Annotated in this window: 19 protein-coding genes; 4 read left to right on the top strand and 15 right to left on the bottom strand. The window is 53.0% G+C overall.

Annotated features, from left to right (window positions below; genetic code table 11):
• Positions 1 to 39: 39 nt before the first annotated feature.
• Together fre and ubiD are read right to left on the bottom strand one after the other, a co-directional pair.
• The gene (gene fre / locus E1B03_RS01575) at positions 40 to 741 is read right to left on the bottom strand and encodes an NAD(P)H-flavin reductase (RefSeq protein WP_103772024.1); all 702 of its coding nucleotides are present in this window, start codon (positions 739 to 741) and stop codon (positions 40 to 42) included.
• Between the two features lie 40 nt (positions 742 to 781).
• Positions 782 to 2,275, bottom strand: a complete 1,494-nt coding sequence (gene ubiD / locus E1B03_RS01570; RefSeq protein ID WP_003828905.1) for a 4-hydroxy-3-polyprenylbenzoate decarboxylase — start codon at positions 2,273 to 2,275, stop codon at positions 782 to 784.
• A 204-nt stretch (positions 2,276 to 2,479) separates the two neighbouring features.
• Between ubiD and rfaH the strand changes: the two genes are divergently transcribed.
• Positions 2,480 to 2,968, top strand: coding sequence for a transcription/translation regulatory transformer protein RfaH (rfaH, locus tag E1B03_RS01565; protein ID WP_043019003.1), 489 nt, complete (start codon positions 2,480 to 2,482; stop codon positions 2,966 to 2,968).
• A gap of 5 nt (positions 2,969 to 2,973) precedes the next feature.
• Here rfaH and tatD read toward each other — a convergent pair whose 3' ends face one another.
• From tatD to udp, 9 genes are all read right to left on the bottom strand, one after another.
• Complete coding sequence (gene tatD / locus E1B03_RS01560) at positions 2,974 to 3,756, bottom strand: 3'-5' ssDNA/RNA exonuclease TatD (RefSeq protein ID WP_103772023.1); 783 nt, start codon at positions 3,754 to 3,756, stop codon at positions 2,974 to 2,976.
• A gap of 41 nt (positions 3,757 to 3,797) precedes the next feature.
• Positions 3,798 to 4,589, bottom strand: coding sequence for a Sec-independent protein translocase subunit TatC (gene tatC, locus E1B03_RS01555; protein ID WP_133085586.1), 792 nt, complete (start codon positions 4,587 to 4,589; stop codon positions 3,798 to 3,800).
• Positions 4,590 to 4,591: 2 nt separating this feature from the next.
• A complete protein-coding gene (gene tatB, locus E1B03_RS01550) occupies positions 4,592 to 5,140 on the bottom strand; it encodes a Sec-independent protein translocase protein TatB (RefSeq protein ID WP_103772021.1) in 549 nt (182 codons plus the stop codon).
• A 3-nt stretch (positions 5,141 to 5,143) separates the two neighbouring features.
• On the bottom strand, positions 5,144 to 5,398 hold the full coding sequence (gene tatA / locus E1B03_RS01545; protein ID WP_003017888.1) for a Sec-independent protein translocase subunit TatA: 255 nt from the start codon (positions 5,396 to 5,398) through the stop codon (positions 5,144 to 5,146).
• A 78-nt stretch (positions 5,399 to 5,476) separates the two neighbouring features.
• On the bottom strand, positions 5,477 to 7,117 hold the full coding sequence (ubiB, locus tag E1B03_RS01540) for a ubiquinone biosynthesis regulatory protein kinase UbiB (RefSeq protein ID WP_103772020.1): 1,641 nt from the start codon (positions 7,115 to 7,117) through the stop codon (positions 5,477 to 5,479).
• Positions 7,114 to 7,719: a ubiquinone biosynthesis protein UbiJ gene (gene ubiJ, locus E1B03_RS01535; protein WP_133085585.1), complete on the bottom strand. Its 606-nt coding sequence runs from the start codon at positions 7,717 to 7,719 to the stop codon at positions 7,114 to 7,116. Before ubiJ ends, ubiB begins: the two co-directional genes overlap by 4 nt.
• Before the next feature lie 13 nt (positions 7,720 to 7,732).
• On the bottom strand, positions 7,733 to 8,488 hold the full coding sequence (gene ubiE, locus E1B03_RS01530; protein ID WP_003017897.1) for a bifunctional demethylmenaquinone methyltransferase/2-methoxy-6-polyprenyl-1,4-benzoquinol methylase UbiE: 756 nt from the start codon (positions 8,486 to 8,488) through the stop codon (positions 7,733 to 7,735).
• A gap of 94 nt (positions 8,489 to 8,582) precedes the next feature.
• Positions 8,583 to 10,013, bottom strand: a complete 1,431-nt coding sequence (rmuC, locus tag E1B03_RS01525; RefSeq protein WP_133085584.1) for a DNA recombination protein RmuC — start codon at positions 10,011 to 10,013, stop codon at positions 8,583 to 8,585.
• Between the two features lie 140 nt (positions 10,014 to 10,153).
• Positions 10,154 to 10,915 carry a uridine phosphorylase gene (gene udp, locus E1B03_RS01520; RefSeq protein WP_003828923.1) on the bottom strand — a complete coding sequence of 254 codons (762 nt, stop codon included), beginning with the start codon at positions 10,913 to 10,915 and terminating at the stop codon, positions 10,154 to 10,156.
• 265 nt (positions 10,916 to 11,180) lie between these two features.
• Here udp and E1B03_RS01515 point away from each other — a divergent pair, with 265 nt between their 5' ends.
• Positions 11,181 to 11,987, top strand: coding sequence for a dienelactone hydrolase family protein (locus E1B03_RS01515; RefSeq protein ID WP_133085583.1), 807 nt, complete (start codon positions 11,181 to 11,183; stop codon positions 11,985 to 11,987).
• Between the two features lie 96 nt (positions 11,988 to 12,083).
• Here E1B03_RS01515 and metE read toward each other — a convergent pair whose 3' ends face one another.
• The gene (gene metE / locus E1B03_RS01510; protein ID WP_103772016.1) at positions 12,084 to 14,345 is read right to left on the bottom strand and encodes a 5-methyltetrahydropteroyltriglutamate--homocysteine S-methyltransferase; all 2,262 of its coding nucleotides are present in this window, start codon (positions 14,343 to 14,345) and stop codon (positions 12,084 to 12,086) included.
• 248 nt (positions 14,346 to 14,593) lie between these two features.
• Between metE and metR the strand changes: the two genes are divergently transcribed.
• Complete coding sequence (metR, locus tag E1B03_RS01505) at positions 14,594 to 15,547, top strand: HTH-type transcriptional regulator MetR (RefSeq protein ID WP_103772015.1); 954 nt, start codon at positions 14,594 to 14,596, stop codon at positions 15,545 to 15,547.
• Here the strand turns inward: metR and E1B03_RS01500 are convergent.
• From E1B03_RS01500 to pldB, 3 genes are all read right to left on the bottom strand, one after another.
• Entirely contained in the window at positions 15,435 to 16,334 is a 900-nt protein-coding gene (locus tag E1B03_RS01500) for a carboxylate/amino acid/amine transporter (protein WP_133085582.1), read from the bottom strand. The two genes, metR and E1B03_RS01500, sit on opposite strands and share 113 nt — an antisense overlap.
• An 80-nt stretch (positions 16,335 to 16,414) precedes the next feature.
• Complete coding sequence (gene yigL, locus E1B03_RS01495) at positions 16,415 to 17,215, bottom strand: sugar/pyridoxal phosphate phosphatase YigL (protein WP_008787091.1); 801 nt, start codon at positions 17,213 to 17,215, stop codon at positions 16,415 to 16,417.
• 15 nt (positions 17,216 to 17,230) lie between these two features.
• The gene (gene pldB / locus E1B03_RS01490) at positions 17,231 to 18,247 is read right to left on the bottom strand and encodes a lysophospholipase L2 (RefSeq protein ID WP_103772013.1); all 1,017 of its coding nucleotides are present in this window, start codon (positions 18,245 to 18,247) and stop codon (positions 17,231 to 17,233) included.
• Positions 18,248 to 18,357: 110 nt separating this feature from the next.
• Between pldB and rhtB the strand changes: the two genes are divergently transcribed.
• A complete protein-coding gene (gene rhtB, locus E1B03_RS01485; RefSeq protein ID WP_003828938.1) occupies positions 18,358 to 18,978 on the top strand; it encodes a homoserine/homoserine lactone efflux protein in 621 nt (206 codons plus the stop codon).
• Positions 18,979 to 19,134 lie beyond the last annotated feature (156 nt).

Here is a 19,134-nt window from a genome sequence, read left to right as displayed (position 1 = left end):
TGGTAATGGATGCGCCGGAAGGGCTCCGGCGCACAGCGCTTAAATGAACGCGAAAGCGTCGCCAAACAGGCGATCTTCACGCGCACTGCGCTCATTACAGAACAGGTCGCGCGCGATTTTGGCCATTTCAAAACGACCGGCAATGTAGATATCATGCTCCGCCAGGGTGCCGTAATCCTGCAATACTGCCGTTAACACGGTTCCCGTACGACCACGCCAGCCGTCTTCAGGCTGTTCCACCACTGGCTCAACGCGCAGATTCGGGTGGTTCACTGACAGCGCTTCCAGCTCTGAGAGATCGTAGAGATGCTTCTCTTCGCGCCCGCCCCAGTAAATGGTGATATCGCGGTTTGGATTGCGCGCCAGCGCGGTAAGCAGAATAGAACGCACGTAAGAGAACCCTGTACCACCGGCAATCAGGATCAGCGGGCGATCGTCTTCATCGCGCAGCCAGGCTTCGCCATGCGGAATGTCGACCTTGATTTCCCGGTCTTTCAGAATGCGGTCCATCACGGCCATGGCATAAAGATTTAGCTCAGAGGCGCCAACGTGCAGCTCAATGAATCCTTGCTCGTCCGGCGTTGATGCCATGGAGAACGGACGCTTATCCCTTTCGTCCATCACGACCATTAAATACTGGCCAGCACGAAAGGAAAACGCCGCGTCTGGCACTAAACGAACGCGATATACGGTGTCAGTGATAGCTTCTACCGAGGTCACTTTACAGCTTAAGGTTGTCATGCGCTCTCTCTGTCGGATCAATAGGCAAAACGATCGCGCCTCAGGCGCTTTTGCCGTCATTAAAGATGGCCAGTTCATCCCAAATTGCGTCAATGCGCGCAGTTACTTCAGGATCTTTTTTAATAGGACGTCCCCATTCGCGCTGGGTTTCGCCCGGCCATTTATTTGTGGCATCCAGCCCCATTTTTGAACCAAGACCGGAAACCGGCGAGGCAAAGTCCAGGTAATCAATTGGCGTATTCTCTACCAGTACCGTATCCCGGGCCGGGTCCATACGGGTAGTAATTGCCCAAATCACATCATTCCAGTCGCGTGCGTTAACGTCATCATCGCAGACAATAACAAATTTGGTGTACATAAACTGGCGCAAAAACGACCAGACACCCATCATGACGCGTTTGGCATGACCAGCGTACTGTTTTTTCATCGTCACTACGGCCAGACGATATGAACAGCCTTCCGGAGGCAGATAAAAATCGACGATTTCCGGAAACTGCTTTTGCAGAATAGGCACGAAAACTTCATTCAGCGCCACACCGAGTACCGCGGGCTCATCAGGTGGGCGTCCGGTATAGGTAGAGTGATAAATCGCATCTTCACGCTGGGTAATATGCGTAACGGTAAAGACCGGAAAGCTATCTACTTCGTTGTAGTAGCCGGTATGATCGCCATACGGCCCTTCCGGGGCCAACTCACCCGGTTCGATATACCCTTCCAGCACGATTTCAGCGCTGGCAGGCACTTCCAGATCGTTGGAAATACATTTGACCACTTCGGTCTTAGTGCCGCGCAACAGCCCGGCAAAGGCGTACTCGGATAATGTGTCAGGAACCGGCGTCACGGCCCCCAGAATGGTCGCAGGATCTGCCCCTAACGCTACAGAAACCGGGAAACGTTCACCCGGATGCGCCGCACACCACTCCTGATAATCGAGCGCGCCGCCGCGATGGGACAACCAGCGCATAATGAGCTTGTTTTTGCCAATCAACTGCTGACGATAGATGCCCAGATTCTGCCGCTCTTTATGCGGGCCACGCGTTACGGTTAGCCCCCAGGTAATCAGCGGCGCGGCATCTTCCGGCCAGCAGGTCATAATAGGAATGCGGTTTAAATCGACGTCATCGCCTGAGTAAATTTTTTGCTGGCAAGGCGCACCGCGCAACCGCTTAGTCGGCATGTTCAACACCTGCTTAAACTGCGGCAGCTTATCAAACAGATCGCGGAATCCTTTCGGTGGCTCTGGCTCTTTCAAAAATGCCAACAGTTTACCGACTTCCCGTAGCGCCGAGACATCTTCTTGCCCCATCCCCATCGCCACACGCTTTGGTGTACCAAACAGGTTACACAGCACCGGCATTGAATAGCCTTTAGGATTCTCAAACAGTAACGCAGGCCCACCGGCACGCAGGGTGCGATCGGCAATTTCAGTAATTTCCAGGTGGGGATCCACCTCAAGCGAAATGCGTTTGAGCTCGCCCTGCTGTTCAAGCAGCGTCAGGAAGTCGCGTAAATCGTGATATTTCATGGCGTCCATTGTGGCCTCTTCGTAAGCGCTTCATTATACGGCGTTCATCATTGTGATGCTGTATTTTTGTTAAATTAGCGTGAACTCTGGCGATACATATAAGCGCTGGCAGTATATATCCATTGGGTTTCAGCCTTCTTTGAGGCGGGTATAATTAACTTAACTCATGGCTTTTGCTATGCTGGCGCTCAGAACAAGCGGATAAGAGTTATTATGCAATCCTGGTATTTACTGTACTGCAAACGTGGGCAACTTCAGCGAGCCCAGGAACACCTGGAAAGACAGGCGGTGAACTGCCTGACGCCTATGATCACCCTGGAAAAAATAGTGCGCGGTAAACGTACCACAGTCAGTGAACCACTATTCCCTAATTACATGTTTGTCGAGTTCGACCCGGAAGTGATCCACACCACCACCATCAACGCCACGCGTGGGGTCAGCCATTTCGTCCGTTTTGGCGCGACGCCTGCAACCGTCCCTTCTCCCGTTATTCACCAGCTTTCTATCTACAAGCCTGAAGGTATTGTTGACCCACAAACCCCTCAGCCAGGGGACAGTGTGATTATCACCGAAGGGGCGTTTGAGGGGCTAAAGGCAATCTTCACCGAACCGGATGGCGAAGCGCGTTCCATGCTGCTGCTTAACCTGTTGAATAAAGAGATTAAGCAGAGCGTGAAAAATACCGGTTTTCGAAAAATATAAGGCGTTTAGAAGCTAACTTCGAATAGCGTTCTGACGTTGGCATCAATGGCTGCTGACAGCCATTGCGGATCTTCCCCACGCCAGTGGGCAATACGCTCAAGAATATGCGGCAGGTGTGCTGGTTCATTGCGCCGTGACGTCGGTTTAGGCGTTAAGTCGCGAGGGAGCAGGTAAGGCGCATCGGTTTCTATCAGCAGTCTTTCTACCGGAATAAACGGCAGCAGCTCCCGCAGTTCCATCCCCCGGCGCTCATCGCAGACCCACCCGGTTATGCCGATATAAAGCCCCCGATCCACGCAGTCCTGCATTTCCTGGCGCGAGCCGGTAAAACAGTGCAGCACCGCGCCAGGCAGGCTGTCCAGCCACGGTTCCAGCAACGTCAGAAAACGCTCATGGGCATCCCGACAGTGCATGAAAATCGGCATCTGCAGTTCAGCAGCAATACGCAGTTGCGCCTCAAAAGCACGTTCCTGCTCGTGTGGCGTGGAGAAATTGCGATTGAAATCCAGGCCGCACTCACCAATAGCGACTACCTTCGACTGGTTTGCCAGCGCGATAATCTCGTCTTCCGTTGAGGATTGCCATTGGCTGCTGTCATGCGGGTGCACGCCAGCCGTGGACCAGCAATGCGGATAATGCTGTGCCAACTTTAAAGCCTGCTGACTTTCGTGCAGGTTTGTTCCGGTCAGAAGCATACCGTTTACGCCCGCAGCAAAGGCGCGCGCCACGACCTCATCCCGGTCTTTCGCAAATTGTGAACTGGTTAAATTAACGCCAATGTCAAACATGCTTCCTCCCATATGACAACCGCCCTGACGGGCGGTTGAGTTTATTCTTCAGTTTTCTCAGTGGCTTCGGCTTCTTTTGCTTCTTCAGCCTCGTTGTCCTCATCTCGCGTACGTCGCTTACCGACATAGAAACGAGAGAAGAAGACACCCACCTCGAATAGGCAGTACATTGGTATCGCCAACAGCGTTTGCGAGAAGACATCTGGCGGAGTCAGTAGCATCCCGACGACAAATGCACCCACCACAACGTAAGGGCGTTTCTTGCGCAAATCATCGGGCGTCGTAATACCCATCCAGCATAGCAGCACGATGGCGACCGGAACCTCAAAAGAGACACCAAAAGCCATAAACAGCGCCATTACGAAACTGAGATAGCTGGCAATATCCGTCGAGACCTGCACGCCTTGCGGAGCCGTGTTGGCCAGAAAACCAAACGCCAGCGGAAAGACGACGAAATAGGCGAATGCCATGCCGATGTAGAACAACAACGAACTGGAGACCAGCAGCGGCACAACCAGGCGACGTTCATGTTTATACAAAGCAGGCGCAATAAATGCCCACACCTGGTAGAGGATCACTGGCGCTGACAGAATCAGCGACACCATGAAGGTCAACTTGATCGGGGTAAAGAACGGTGAGGCCACATCGGTAGCGATCATCGTTGCACCCTGCGGCATCTGTTTAATCAGCGGCGCCGCAACCATATGGTAAATGTCGTTGGCAAAGTAAACCAACGCCAGAAAGATCGCGATTACCGCAATGATGCAGTTCAGGAGTCGCTTACGCAGCTCAATAAGATGCGTGATGAGCGGTTGGGTATCTTCTACAGCCATGTTTACGGTTTATCACTCGACGAGGGGGAGGATTCGACAACAGGTGCGGCAGCTTTCTTTTCTGCATCCATCAACGTGGCGGAAGTGTTTTCCGTCGGCTCTGGCGTTTTAGCACCCGTGGATTCCGGTTTTTGCTCCGGCGAACTGGCCTGGTTTTCAGCGGCGGCAGGGGTGACCCCTTCACGCTGCGCGTCACCTTCTTTCACCACCGGATTATGGATAGTGTGCGCTTCATCGCTCGCTTTCTCAGGATCGTGCACGCTGTAAGAACGCTTCATCGACTCCGCCGCTTCACGCAGCTCATCCATTGAAGCTTTCAGCTCCGGGGTCAGATTTGTCAGGCTCGCTTTCTCTACTTTTTTCAGGCTGTCCTGAAACTCCTGAAGCTTAAGCTCCTGGGTCAGTTCATTCTGAACAGTAGTCGCCAGGGAACGTAAAGCACGAACCCAGCCAGCAACCGTTTTTACCGCTACGGGTAGTCGTTGCGGCCCCAGGACGATGAGGCCGATAACGAACACCAATAACAGTTCGCTAAAACCGATATCAAACACGGATTACACCTGCTCTTTATCTTGGCTTTTGGCGTCTTCCTTTTTCACTTCGCCCTGCTTATCGGTGATGGATTTAGCAGTAAAATCAGCATCCTGGCTGGTTTTATCTTGCTTAGGCTCATCATCACCCATCGCTTTTTTGAAGCCTTTAATCGACGCGCCAAGATCGGAACCGATGGAGCCGAGTTTCTTGGTGCCAAATAGCAGTACAACGATGACGGCAATGATCAACAACTGCCAAATACTGATACCACCCATACATGTTCCTCTGTCATAGATGATGAATTAATAAGGCCGTAGTATACGTTACACGACCTGCCTTGGGCGATGAAAAATTCAGCGCATTTTGCGCCAACCGATCAACCAGGCTAAGACACCGCCTGCCATTAACCAGCCCGGCATAAGCCCCCACTCAGGACGACTTACCAGCAGGAATGTTCCACTTAGCAACAATGTTGCGCCAATGCCCAATAAATAACGGGATTGTCCCTGGCGTACATGATTCGCGTGAAGCTCGCGGGCAATCTTATCAACACTGTGCTGTAAATATTTGCCCTGGCGCAAACTGTCATACACCAGTTCAGGTATTTCTGGCATTTTTTCGACCCAGAACGGTGCTTTTTCTTTAAATGCCCTGACAAGTGCCGGAATACCAACCTGATCTTTGATCCAGGACTCGAGGAAAGGCTTGGCCGTTTTCCACAGATCTAACTGCGGGTAGAGCTGTCGCCCGACACCTTCAACGTACAGCAACGTCTTCTGTAGTAATACCAGTTGCGGTTGAACTTCCATATTGAATCGGCGCGCGGTGTTGAACAGATTCAACAGCACATGACCAAAGGAAATCTCCGCCAGCGGTTTTTCAAAAATCGGTTCGCACACGGTACGAATGGCGAATTCAAACTCTTCTACGTTGGTATCCGGCGGAACCCAGCCAGAATCCACGTGCAGTTCAGCAACCTTGCGGTAGTCACGGTTAAAAAATGCGATGAAGTTTTCGGCCAGATAGCGCTTATCTTCTTTGTTTAGAGACCCCACAATCCCACAATCAATACCAATGTATTTCGGGTTTTCAGGGTGCTCATAACTCACGAAAATGTTCCCAGGGTGCATGTCCGCATGGAAAAAGCTGTCGCGAAATACCTGAGTAAAGAAGACCTGAACACCACGTTCAGCCAGCAGCTTCATATTGGTGCCATTCTTCTCAAGCGTGGTGACATCTGAAACGGGAATACCGTAAATACGCTCCATCACCATCATGTTCTGACTGCAATAGTCGGAGTACACTTCCGGGATGTACAGCATTGGGCTGTCTTCAAAATTACGTCGCAGCTGAATGGCGTTCGCCGACTCGCGCAGCAGATTCAGCTCATCAATCAACGTTTTTTCATATTCACGAACCACTTCTGTTGGTCGCAGGCGACGGCCGTCTGGCAGCAGACGAGGAACCCAACGAGCAAGACGGTAGATCAGTTTTAAATCCGCTTTAATTACCGGCAGTATGTCCGGGCGAATAACTTTGATCACCACCTCTTTACCATTCGATTTCAGTCGCGCGGTGTGAACCTGAGCAATAGACGCAGATGCCAGTGGCGTGATCTCAAAATCATCAAACCATTCCTCGACGGGTAGCCCACCCATTGCCTCTTCGATTTGTTCTTTCGCTCTTTGCCCATCAAATGGGGCAACCCGATCCTGTAATAGCGCGAGCTGATCGGCGATGTGCGGAGGGAAAAGGTCACGACGGGTAGAGAGCATTTGCCCAAACTTGATCCACACCGGGCCGAGTTCTTGTAAAGCTAGTCTCAGCCTTTCTCCCAGCGGTTTGTCTTTATGTCGATTGGGCATCCAGAACAACGAATAACGCCACAACCGAAGCGGCAGCGTGATACGCATTTTGGGGATGAGTTCATCAAGACCGTAGCTTAAAAAAGTGCGAATGATGAAATAAAGGCGCCGTACTTCACCTGGCGTCATTTGGCCTCCAGTTTTTCCAGCCGTTTGGCCAGGGATTCGGCCGCACGCTCAACGGCTGCCGTTTCTTCTGCAAACCATGCAACCTCAAGCGGACCCGGAGCCATACGCCACTCTTCGGTGATCGCTTCGGCAACATAGCGCTGCTGGCGCTGAATGTTGTGGCACAGGAACTTCGCTCCACTACGCAATACTTTGCTAACCCCTTCCGCAACGATATCGCCGGTATAGGGCGCTAACAGTTCTGCGGGATCAAACTCCGCCAGATCGGCCAGCGCGACAAAGTTCTGCACAACCTGGATATCGCCCTGAACTTCCAGCTCACCGCTGCGGATAAGCGTGGTAAGTTGCTGCCGGTCGCGTAATTTCGGTAACACGCTGGCATGTGTGATTACGGTGCAATCGGCTTCGCCTTCCCATGCCCCCAGCACATCGACCTGGCGCTCACTAAACACCAGCACTAACGGTGTTGAAAATCCTTTGAGCTCAACACGCAGCACTTTGCCCTGTAAGCGCGTTCTGGCTGACTTGAGCGCAGGAGAACGATACAGAAAGCTGTTGAGCAAATTTTCAACGCCGGCGGTCACTAAGGGTTTTAAAGGCATCCCCAATCTCCTGTCAGAACTTGTAACCACGATGCAGCGCAACGACACCTGCCGTCAGGTTGTAGTAATCAACGCTTTCGAACCCGGCATCTTGCATCATTGCTTTTAAAGTGTCCTGATCGGGATGCATGCGGATGGACTCCGCCAAATAGCGATAACTGTCTGCGTCACTTGCCACCATAGAACCAATGCGCGGCAGAACGTGGAAAGAGTATGCGTCGTAGGCTTTGCTCAGCGGTTCGATAATCGGTTTGGAGAACTCCAGCACCAGTAAACGTCCGCCCGGCTTCAATACGCGATACATGGAGCGTAATGCTTTGTCTTTATCCGTTACGTTGCGCAGACCGAAAGAGATGGTGATGCAGTCAAACGTGTTGTCAGGGAAAGGGAGTGCTTCCGCGTTCGCTTGAACGTACTCAACGTTACCCACTACGCCGATATTACGCAGCTTTTCGCGACCCATTTTGAGCATTGAGTCATTGATATCCGCCAGCACAACTTTGCCGGTTTCGCCTACCATGCGAGAGAATTTCGCCGTCAGATCGCCCGTACCCCCCGCCAAATCGAGAACGGTTTGCCCGCGACGCACGCCACTACAGTCAATGGTGAAGCGCTTCCACAAACGATGAATGCCAAATGACATTAAGTCATTCATAACGTCATATTTAGACGCCACAGAATGAAAAACGTGGGCCACCATGTCAGCTTTCTGCTCTTTAGCGACGGTCTGAAAGCCAAAGTGCGTCGTTTCTTGTGAATTATCCACCATCTCAGTGCCTGCTCATCCAAAAAATGTTCGAGAAGTGTAACAGATTGGGCCAATTTGCCCTACCCTTCTGCCCGGTTCAACTACCCCAAACGGACTAGTTTGATTGCTGATTTACCGCTTCATCATCAGGGTAAGGCTCATCCTGTTGCGTCTCAGGGACCGAGCGCAAGCGGTACTCTTCATCCTGCGTAGTGGCTTGTTCAGCCAGCTCAGGATTAATCTCGCGTTTAATTTCCACTCCTAAACTGCGAAATGCTTCTGCCTGCGACAAGACATTCCCACGACCTGAGGAAAGTTTTTTCATTGCCTGTCGGTAGTTATCCTGGGCTTTATCCAGGCTTTGACCAATTGCCGACATATCATCCACAAACAGCCGCATCTTGTCATAAAGTTTGCTGGCCCGATCGGCAATTTGTTGCGCATTACGGCTCTGATGCTCGTAGCGCCACAGGTTGGCGATCGTGCGCAACGCCACCAACAGCGTGGTAGGACTCACCAACATAATGTTATTTCTAAGCGCTTCGGTAATCAGTTCGGGCTGCCTGTCGAGCGCCAGTAAAAAAGCAGGCTCAACGGGGATAAACATCAGCACATAGTCAAGTGTGCGCAGCCCCGGAAGCTGTTGATAGTCTTTGCGCCCCAGCAGACGGATATGGTTTCGCACCGAGGCAATGTGCTCCTGTAACGCGCTCTCGCGGGTGTATTCATCTTCAGCGTTAAAATAGCGTTCATAGGCGACCAGCGTCATTTTCGCGTCGATCACCACATCTTTACCCTGCGGTAGCCGGACGATGACATCGGGCTGCATCCGCGAACGGGCGTCGTTCTCGATGCTGACCTGAGTTTCGTATTCATAGCCTTCGCGCAGACCGGAAGCCTCAAGCACCCGCGTGAGTACGACCTCCCCCCAGTTGCCCTGCGTTTTGTTATCGCCTTTTAAAGCCCGCGTCAGGTTTACCGCTTCCTGCGCCATCTGCGCGTTCAGTTGCTGGAGATTACGAATTTCATGCGCCAGGGTATGGCGCTCTTGCGCCTCTTTACCAAAGCTATCCTGAACCTGGCGACGAAAACCGTCCAGTTGTTCGCGAAGCGGTGCCAGCAGGCTGTTCAGACTCTGGCGATTTTGCTCATCTACACGGCGGTTGCTGTGCTCAAAAATACGGTTCGCCAAATTTTCAAACTGTTCGCTCAGGCGCTGTTCGCTGTTGATCATCTGGCGGATTTTATCTTCCGCATGCTGCTGCGTTGCTTCCAGCCGGGTAGTGACTTCGCGGAGATCGGCTTCGAGAGAGGTGTTGATGCTGTGCAGGCTGCGCAATTCGTTATTGAGTAGTTCGCACTCATCACGCCAGTGAGCTTCCTGAGAGAGCTGCTGGCGGGCGGCGCTTAGCGCAATATCCAGTTCACGTCGCTCTTCGATGAGGTCGGCACGGATCCGGTCGGCATGCGCTTTAGTTGCCAGCCACCCCACCAGCAGCCCTGCAGCTAACGCCAGCACGGCACTCATCATAATTGAAATATCCACAACGCCCCCCTTACAGCAACGACTTACCTGCACAAAATAGAATTGTGCTGTATAAACGTCCAGTTTAAAAGGAATTCCTGCGAGGCACTACGCAAAATAAAAAGGCCGAACGCGTCGGCCTTTTTGAATAGACGGGAGAATTACAGTAAACGGCGCGCGGCTTCCACCACGATTTTCACCGCGTGGCTTTCCGTTTGTTTCATCGTTTCCGCATTAGGGATCTCTTGCTGAGTACGGTTCACGATAACACCCGCGACCATACCGGCACGCAGACCCTGGCTTGCACACATGGTCAGTAGCGTCGCAGATTCCATTTCATAGTTCATGACGCCCATAGACTGCCATTCTTCCATTGAGCCTTTGAAACGGCTCACGACGCGACCAGAGAAGGTGTCATAACGCTCCTGGCCCGGGTAGAAGGTGTCAGAAGATGCGGTAACGCCCACATGAGTAGTGGCACCGATAGATTTCGCTGCTTCCACCAGCGCGGTGGTGCACTCGAAGTCCGCAACGGCCGGGAACTCCATTGGCGCGAAGTGCAGGCTTGCACCGTCCAGACGAACGGATGCCGTGGTAACCAGTACATCACCCACGTTGATATGAGGCTGAATTGCGCCAGTCGTACCGATACGCAGGAAGGTACGAATGCCCAGTTGTGCCAGTTCTTCTACGGCAATAGAGGTGGACGGGCCACCGATACCGGTAGAGCACACGATCACGGCTTTACCATCCAGCTCAGCACGCCAGGTCGTGAACTCGCGATGGGATGCCAGCTTAACCGGCTTATCCATCAGCGCGGCGATCTTTTCCACACGCTCCGGGTCGCCAGGGACGATAGCAAGCGTAGCCCCTTGTAAATCGTTCTTAGTGAGGCCGAGATGAAAAACATCAGACTTAGACATAAAAACTCCTCTGTGAATCGGTTTTGTCAGAAGAAGCAAAAACACACTTTACCGAAGGCATAAACATATTTTCGTGACAGTCATCACTATGATGTAAATCAATTGCATTCAATTACCATTAAATAGTGATGCAAATCACATAAACGATGCGATGTAAGGAAGCCCTGCACAAAAGATAGACCGTTTAAGGCAATGTGGTTCGTTGCATGTGTCTATAGTTAACAATGCGCTTTTTGGCTGAATATTTAAGGGTACGGAGAATACCATGACAACACGACAATCTGGCTTTGCACCTGCTGTATCTCCACCGACGTCTACCACGGTCCACACTTCAGATAACGCCATTATCTCCGGAGTAACGTCCATACCTTCACAAGGCGATGATATGCCGGCGTATCACGCACGACCAAAACAGTCCGATGGCTCGCTGCCAGTGGTCATTGTCGTGCAGGAGATTTTTGGCATTCATGAACACATTCGTGACGTTTGCCGCCGTCTGGCTCTGGAAGGGTATCTGGCTATCGCACCGGAACTCTATTTTCGCGAAGGCGATCCCAATGACTTTGCCGATATCCCTACGCTGCTCAGCGGTCTTGTCGCCAAAGTGCCTGACTCTCAGGTACTGGCCGATCTCGACCACGTCGCCAGCTGGGCCTCCCGCAACGGAGGAGATGCTCACCAGTTGATGATCACCGGATTTTGCTGGGGTGGACGCATTACCTGGCTCTATGCCGCTCATAATCCGCAGTTAAAAGCGGCAGTAGCGTGGTATGGCAAACTGGTGGGCGATAAAACCCTCAATTCGCCGAAACATCCCGTTGATATCGCGACCGATCTCAACGCCCCCGTTCTGGGACTGTATGGCGGACAGGACACCAGTATTCCGCAAGATACCGTGGAAACAATGCGTCAGGCGCTGCGCGCCGCCAATGCAAAAGCGGAAATTGTGGTCTATCCCGATGCCGGACATGCGTTCAACGCCGATTATCGCCCGAGCTACCACGAAGAGTCCGCGAAAGATGGCTGGCAGAGGATGCTGGAGTGGTTCGCGCAATACAGCGGGAAGAAATAAACATTAATTGCCCGGTGGCGGCAACACCTTACCGGGCCTACCACTGTTGCGATTTCCAATAACCCGGGCAAGCGCCAGCGCTTCCCGGGCAGCGAGTTACGCCTGACGCAGATTCTGCGCCGCTTTGACCATGTTCGCCAGCGCCGCACGCGTTTCCGGCCAGCCGCGCGTTTTCAGGCCACAGTCCGGGTTCACCCACAGACGCTCAGCCGGAATACGCTGCTCAGCTTTCTTCAGCAGGGCTTCAATCCACTCCACGCTCGGGACGTTCGGTGAGTGAATATCGTAGACGCCCGGCCCGATTTCGTTCGGATAGTCGAACTCTTCAAACGATTCCAGCAGTTCCATATCAGAACGTGATGTCTCAATGGTGATCACGTCCGCATCCAGCGCCGCAATGGAGTCCATGATGTCATTGAACTCGCAGTAACACATGTGGGTGTGGATCTGGGTTTCATCCTTCGCCACCGCCGCGTTAATACGGAAGGCTTCCACGCCCCACTCCAGATACGCCGCCCAGTCGCTGCGGCGCAGCGGCAGACCTTCGCGCAGCGCTGGTTCATCAATCTGGATGATGCCAATACCCGCAGCTTCCAGATCGGCCACCTCGTCACGCAGCGCCAGCGCAATCTGCTTAGCGATGGTTTCACGGGTCACGTCTTCACGCGGGAATGACCAGCAGAGAATGGTCACCGGACCCGTCAGCATGCCTTTTACCGGTTTGTCGGTCAGCGACTGGGCATACTTCGCCCACTCCACGGTGATCGCTTCCGGGCGGCTGACATCGCCAATTACCACCGGCGGCTTCACACAGCGAGAACCGTAGCTCTGCACCCAACCGTTTTGGGTAAAGACGAAACCGTCCAGGTGTTCGCCAAAATATTCCACCATGTCGTTACGTTCGGCTTCACCGTGCACCAGCACATCGAGCCCCAGACGTTCTTGTTCAACGATCGCCTGTTTGATATGTTCCGCAATACCGGTGCGATAATTACCGGCATCCAGGTTGCCCTTTTTGAAGTCCAGACGCAGGCCGCGAATTTCGGTAGTTTGCGGGAATGAACCGATGGTGGTGGTCGGCCATGCCGGCAGATTAAAGCGCGCACGTTGCGCCTCGGCACGAACCGGGTAAGCGTTGGCGCGCTGACTGTCCTGCGCGGTGATCGCCGCCAGACGTTTTTCCACTGCAGCGTTGTGTACGCGGGTAGAGTGACGACGCGCCTGAATCGGTGCGCTCCATTCCACAATTGCCGCCGTATCACCGCTGTTCAACGCATCGCGCAGCAGAGCCAGCTCGCCACATTTTTGCAGCGCGAAGGCAAACCAGCTCTTCACTTCTGCATCAAGGCGGGTTTCCACACTGAGATCGATTGGGCTGTGCAGCAGCGAACAGGAAGAAGCTACCCACAGGTTACGTTTCCCGACGATATCTTTAATTTGCGCATATTTTTCGCTGAGATCGGCACGCCAGACGTTGCGACCGTTCACCAAACCCGCTGACAACAGCCAGTCGGCAGGCAGACGCTTGTGCAGCTCGGCGACATCATCTTTGCCGTGCACGAAGTCAACGTGCAGCCCCTGCACCGGCAACGCGGTAATGGTATCCAGATTTGGCGTTACGCCTTCGAAGTAGGTGGTAAGCAGTAGTTTCACCTGGCCCTGCAGGGCGTCATAAGCCGGTTGAAAGGCGTTCAGCCACGCTTGCGGCAGCTCCAGCACCAGCGCGGGTTCGTCGATTTGTACCCACTCGATACCGCGTTTTGCCAGCTCCGCCAGCACCTGCTGGTAAACTGGCAGAATATCGTTCAACAGGCTCAGGCGATCAAACTGTTCGCCCTTCACTTTCCCCAGCCACAGATAAGTTACCGGTCCCAGCAGCACAGGCTTGACCTTGTGACCAAGCGCCAGCGCTTCGTCCACTTCATCCAGCAGTTGAGTCCAGGTCAGTTTGAACTGCTGACCTTTGGTGAACTCTGGCACCATATAGTGATAGTTGGTGTTAAACCATTTGGTCATTTCTGCCGCCGCCGCGGGTTCACCCGTTGGTGCGCGGCCACGGCCAATACGGAATAAGGTGTCTATATCGACGGAGCCGTCTTTATTCTGGTGACGAGCCGGAACGTTGCCGAGCAACAGACTGGTGGTCAGGACGTGATCGTACCAGGCAAAATCGCCTACCGGCAGCAGGTCAACGCCCGCTTGCTTCTGCTGATCCCAGTGGCGGGCACGCAGCTCACGGCCAACGGTCAGCAAATCTTCACGGGAGGAATTTCCCGCCCAGTAGCTTTCTTGCGCTTTCTTCAACTCGCGACGCAGGCCAACGCGAGGGAAACCGAGGGTGTGATTCAATATTGTCATTTTTCTTCCTCTCTTATTTTATTGAATCTGAAGCAAAAACTCTAAATAGTTCGGTTTGCAGGAAGGCGGCGACACAGCGCATCCCCAGGAGCTTACTAAAGTAAGTGACTGGGGTAAGCGAGGAAGCCAACGCATCTGCAAGTCGAAATATGACGAGTTTTGGACGTCCAGATGTTTACACATCCATAATTGGCGGTTACTGTATATTCCTCAAGCGCAATTTGTTCATGCCGAAGTGAAGGACTTTCATGATCGAGATTAAACATCTGAAAACGCTACAGGCGTTGCGGAATAGTGGTTCGCTGGCAGCCGCAGCGGCGACGTTGCATCAGACCCAATCCGCCCTTTCTCACCAGTTCAGCGATCTGGAGCAGCGCCTTGGCTTTCGACTTTTTATCCGTAAAAGCCAGCCTCTGCGCTTTACGCCGCAGGGAGAAATCCTGCTGCAGTTAGCCAATCAGGTGTTGCCGCAAATTGGTCGTGCGCTACAGGCATGCAACGAACCACAGCAAACCCGGCTGCGAATCGCGATTGAATGCCACAGCTGTATCCAGTGGCTGACGCCCGCGCTGGAGAATTTTCGTGCCAACTGGCCGCAGGTGGAGATGGACTTTAAATCCGGCGTGACGTTCGATCCGCAACCGGCACTACAACAGGATGAGCTGGATCTGGTGTTAACCTCCGATATTCTGCCGCGCAGCGGATTGCACTACTCGCCGATGTTTGATTTTGAAGTCCGCCTGGTGCTGGCGCCTGACCATCCGCTGGCCAGCAAAACGCAAATCACGCCGGAGGATTTAGCCAGCGAGACGCTGCTGATTTACCCGGTGCAACGCAGTCGACTGGACGTCTGGCGACATTTCCTGCAGCCCGCAGGCGTTAGTCCGTCGCTGAAGAGCGTGGATAACACCTTACTGCTGATTCAGATGGTTGCAGCCAGAATGGGTATTGCGGCTTTACCACACTGGGTGGTGGAGAGTTTTGAACGCCAGGGCCTGGTGGTGACCAAAACCCTGGGTGATGGATTGTGGAGTCGACTGTACGCCGCCGTGCGTGATGGCGAGCAGCGACAGCCGGTCACGGAAGCGTTTATTCACTCAGCGCGGAATCACGCCTGCGATCACCTGCCGTTTGTACGGAGTGCGGAACGACCCACTTTCGATGTACCCACAGTGAGGCCACTATCACAGCCGCACCAATGATGAAGCTTGGCCAATGAGGCTGTTGATGCCAGATAGCCAGGTTAACCAGCAGCCCGGCCGGCACATGCATATTGTTCATGATGCCCAGCGTGCCCGCATCCACCTGAGTCGCGCCGTAGTTCCACATAAAGTAACCAATACCAGATGCTGCCACGCCAAGAAAGACCAGGATACTCCACTGTAGCGTGGTTGCAGGCATTTTCTGCGCATTACCCAGCATGAACCAGGCAACTATTGCCACTATAAAGGCCCCCATGTAAAACCAGGCAAAGGCATTGTGCTGCGGCATTGGTCGCGTTTCCATCAGACGTTTATAGCCCACCATACCAATGGCAAAGCTGATATTGGACAACTGCACCAGCAGCAGGCCGGTCCAGAAGTGACTGGTCACCTGATCATAACGAATAATCCCCGCGCCAATCACCGCCAGCAACGCACTGAAGGCATAGCTCCAGCGCAAACGACGTCCACTCATCAAGTCATAAATCAGCGTAATGTAGAGCGGCGTCAGCACGGTAAAGAGCAGCAATTCTGAAACCGTCAGGTACAGATAGGCGTGAAAACTCAGCATATACATAATGCCAAGCTGCATGGCGCCCACCAACATATACAGCGCGATCGTTTTTACGCTGTGTCCGCGGGTACGTAGAAACGGCAGGAAAACCAGCGCCGCCAGCCCAACGCGCACCAGCACCGCAAAATAGCTATCGACATGACCAGCAAGGTACTCGCCAAACAGGCTAAAGGAAAAGGCCCACAGAATTGTGGTAATGATGAGTAACGCCACAATGGATGTCTCTTAACAAAAGGTACACCCATTGTAGCGAAGTTTTTAGTTGACAACTGGTCAACTAACGAACAATGACATTACTGCAAAAACAGCTCACGCAGATAGTGCGGCACGGCATCATCAGCATTAAGACCGATGACTTCCAGTTCCGGATGCAGATCCTTCAGGCGTTGGTGCGCATTGCCCATAATGCAGCCTTTACCCGCCATGGAGAGCATTTCCGCATCATTCATCCCGTCGCCAAATGCAATGCAGTCTTTCAGGCTGTAGCCCATCGCTTTCGCTACCGCTTCCAGTGCATGACCTTTCGATACGCCGCCAGCCATGACTTCCAGACAGGTAAGCGTAGAGAAGCTGACGTTGACGCGATCGCCCCAACGGGCGTTAATCGCCTGCTCCAGCGGCAGCAACCTTTCGTGAGAATCGGTGGTGAAAAACACTTTGCTGACGCCTTCCGGCTCCAGTAACGCAGGTTCAAACAGTGAATAGTTAAACACCGCTTCTTTGAAGAAGCGCATTTCGTCCGGACGATGGCGATTCATAAACCACTCGTCATCGCGATAAACGTTAGTCACGATGTCCGGGTTTGCATTCACTACGCCAAACAGGTCGCTGGCAATGTCGCGATCCAGATTATGCGAAAACACCAGATTTCCATCAGAATCATGCACGCGCGCGCCGTTGGACGTGATCATGTAGGTTTTAATGCCGAGGTTATCGCGAATTTGCCCCACATCAACATGATGGCGGCCAGTCGCAAACACGAAGTTAACGCCACGAGCGGTCAATAACTTCAGCGTCTCTTTGGCATAAGGGGACAAAGTATGGTCGGGAGAAAGCAGCGTACCGTCTAAATCAGACGCAACAACCTGATACATAAGAAAATTCAACCTCTAGGCAAAGCGGTTTCCGCTGGATGAGTTATGCTTGTCGAAAAATTCGACAATAGCGTTAAGCGCGACTGAGCGCATTTCGTCCTTTTCAAAAAGGATCTCATGGTACGCGCCTTTGATGACAAGCGGCTTACCCCCTTCTACAGGATGGCCCGCTGCGGCGCGAAGTTCACAAAAACGATCGTGCATGCGGTTATCGACCACCTGCTCTTCTTCGGCCTGAATCAGCAGCGTCGGCGTCGCGTCGTCTCCTGCTCCAGCCAGAACCTGTTCGCCTGCCAGAATTCCTTCACGTACCCAGTGGTAAGTGGGGCCGCCTACGCGTAGCCGCGGCTCATCTGCATAAAAACGTAGATTGCGCCGATAGCGCTGTCGACTATGGGTTAACGCATTCATACCGAACGGCAGCGCCCGCCAGCGCCCGGTTCCCATCGCATAGCCTTCGCGGATCCGCGGATGCCCTTCGGCCCAGTCCAGTATATGGCGCACCATCCAGTCGGGAAAGCGCATCACAATACCAAACATCGGTGCGCAAAGCGCGATGGCATCACACTGATTCGGGTGGCGTTGCAGGAATAACGTCGCAATCGCCCCGCCCATTGAATGCGCCAGGATATAGCGTTTTCTCCACGGGCCGGGTAGCACTTCCTGCTGCCAGAAGGCGGTTAGATCGTCGACATAATCATTAAAGTTATCGACATGACCGCGATGCGGATCCGAAAGCATACGCCCGGAACGCCCCTGGCCACGGTGATCGATAATGAGAACGTCAAAACCAGAATGAAACAGGTCATACGCCAGTTCAGCGTATTTCACGTAGCTTTCAATGCGTCCAGGACAGACGACGATGACGCGATCGTTTTTTTCTGCATGAAAACGAACAAAATGTACGGGAATATCATCCACGCCCGTAAATTCCGCTTCTTCCCGCTGACGCCAGAAATCTGTCAGTGGCCCCATGGAAAAAGCAGCAAACGCGTTTTCTCTTGTTTCCCAGTCTTTTTGCTGCTGAAACATCGGGTATCCAGCCTCGCTGACCAAGTAAAATCGTTTTTTTCGCCGTCACTGACACAACCTAACGGCAGTAGCGTATTGTGGCATAAAAATAGACAATCCGGGAGTTTCTCATGACCTTTGAATGGTGGTTCGCCTACCTGCTGACCTCTATTATTTTGAGCTTGTCCCCAGGCTCTGGCGCAATCAATACCATGACCACCGCCATCAGCCACGGATATCGCGGTGCCAGCGCGTCGATTGCGGGTTTGCAGACCGGCTTGGGTATTCATATCGTTCTGGTTGGCGTAGGACTGGGAACGCTATTTTCACGTTCGGTGATCGCATTTGAGGTGCTGAAGTGGGCGGGAGCGGCCTATCTGATTTGGCTGGGTATTCAGCAATGGCGCGCGGCGGGTGCTATCGATCTGAATACCATGGCGAATACGCAATCGCGCAGCCGGCTGTTCAAACGCGCGGTCTTTGTTAATCTGACCAATCCCAAGAGCATAGTTTTTCTTGCCGCTCTGTTCCCGCAGTTCATCCTGCCGCAGGAACCGCAGTTGATGCAGTACGTGGTACTTGGCGTCACGACCATCGTGGTCGATATCATTGTGATGATCGGTTACGCGACGCTGGCCACGCGCATTGCTGGCTGGATTAAAGGGCCAAAGCAAATGAAGGCGCTCAACAAAGTGTTTGGCTCGCTGTTTATGCTGATAGGCGCCCTGCTGGCATCGGCAAGGCATGCCTAGCAAATGGAACGTCGCTCGCAATGAAATGCTATCTGTAAGAGCCTCTGAACATGGCTTTTCGTACTTCGCCGCAAAGGGAGAAAAGCCTTTTATCCTGTACTGTTAGACGTTGATTGCTAATGCCAGAATGCTGCCATATTCACCACTCACGGATGA

It is taken from the genome of Citrobacter arsenatis, from assembly GCF_004353845.1.
Taxonomy (GTDB): domain Bacteria; phylum Pseudomonadota; class Gammaproteobacteria; order Enterobacterales; family Enterobacteriaceae; genus Citrobacter; species Citrobacter arsenatis.
The sequence above is the reverse complement of the archived record's forward strand: the minus strand, read 5'-3'. Positions and strand labels throughout refer to the sequence as shown.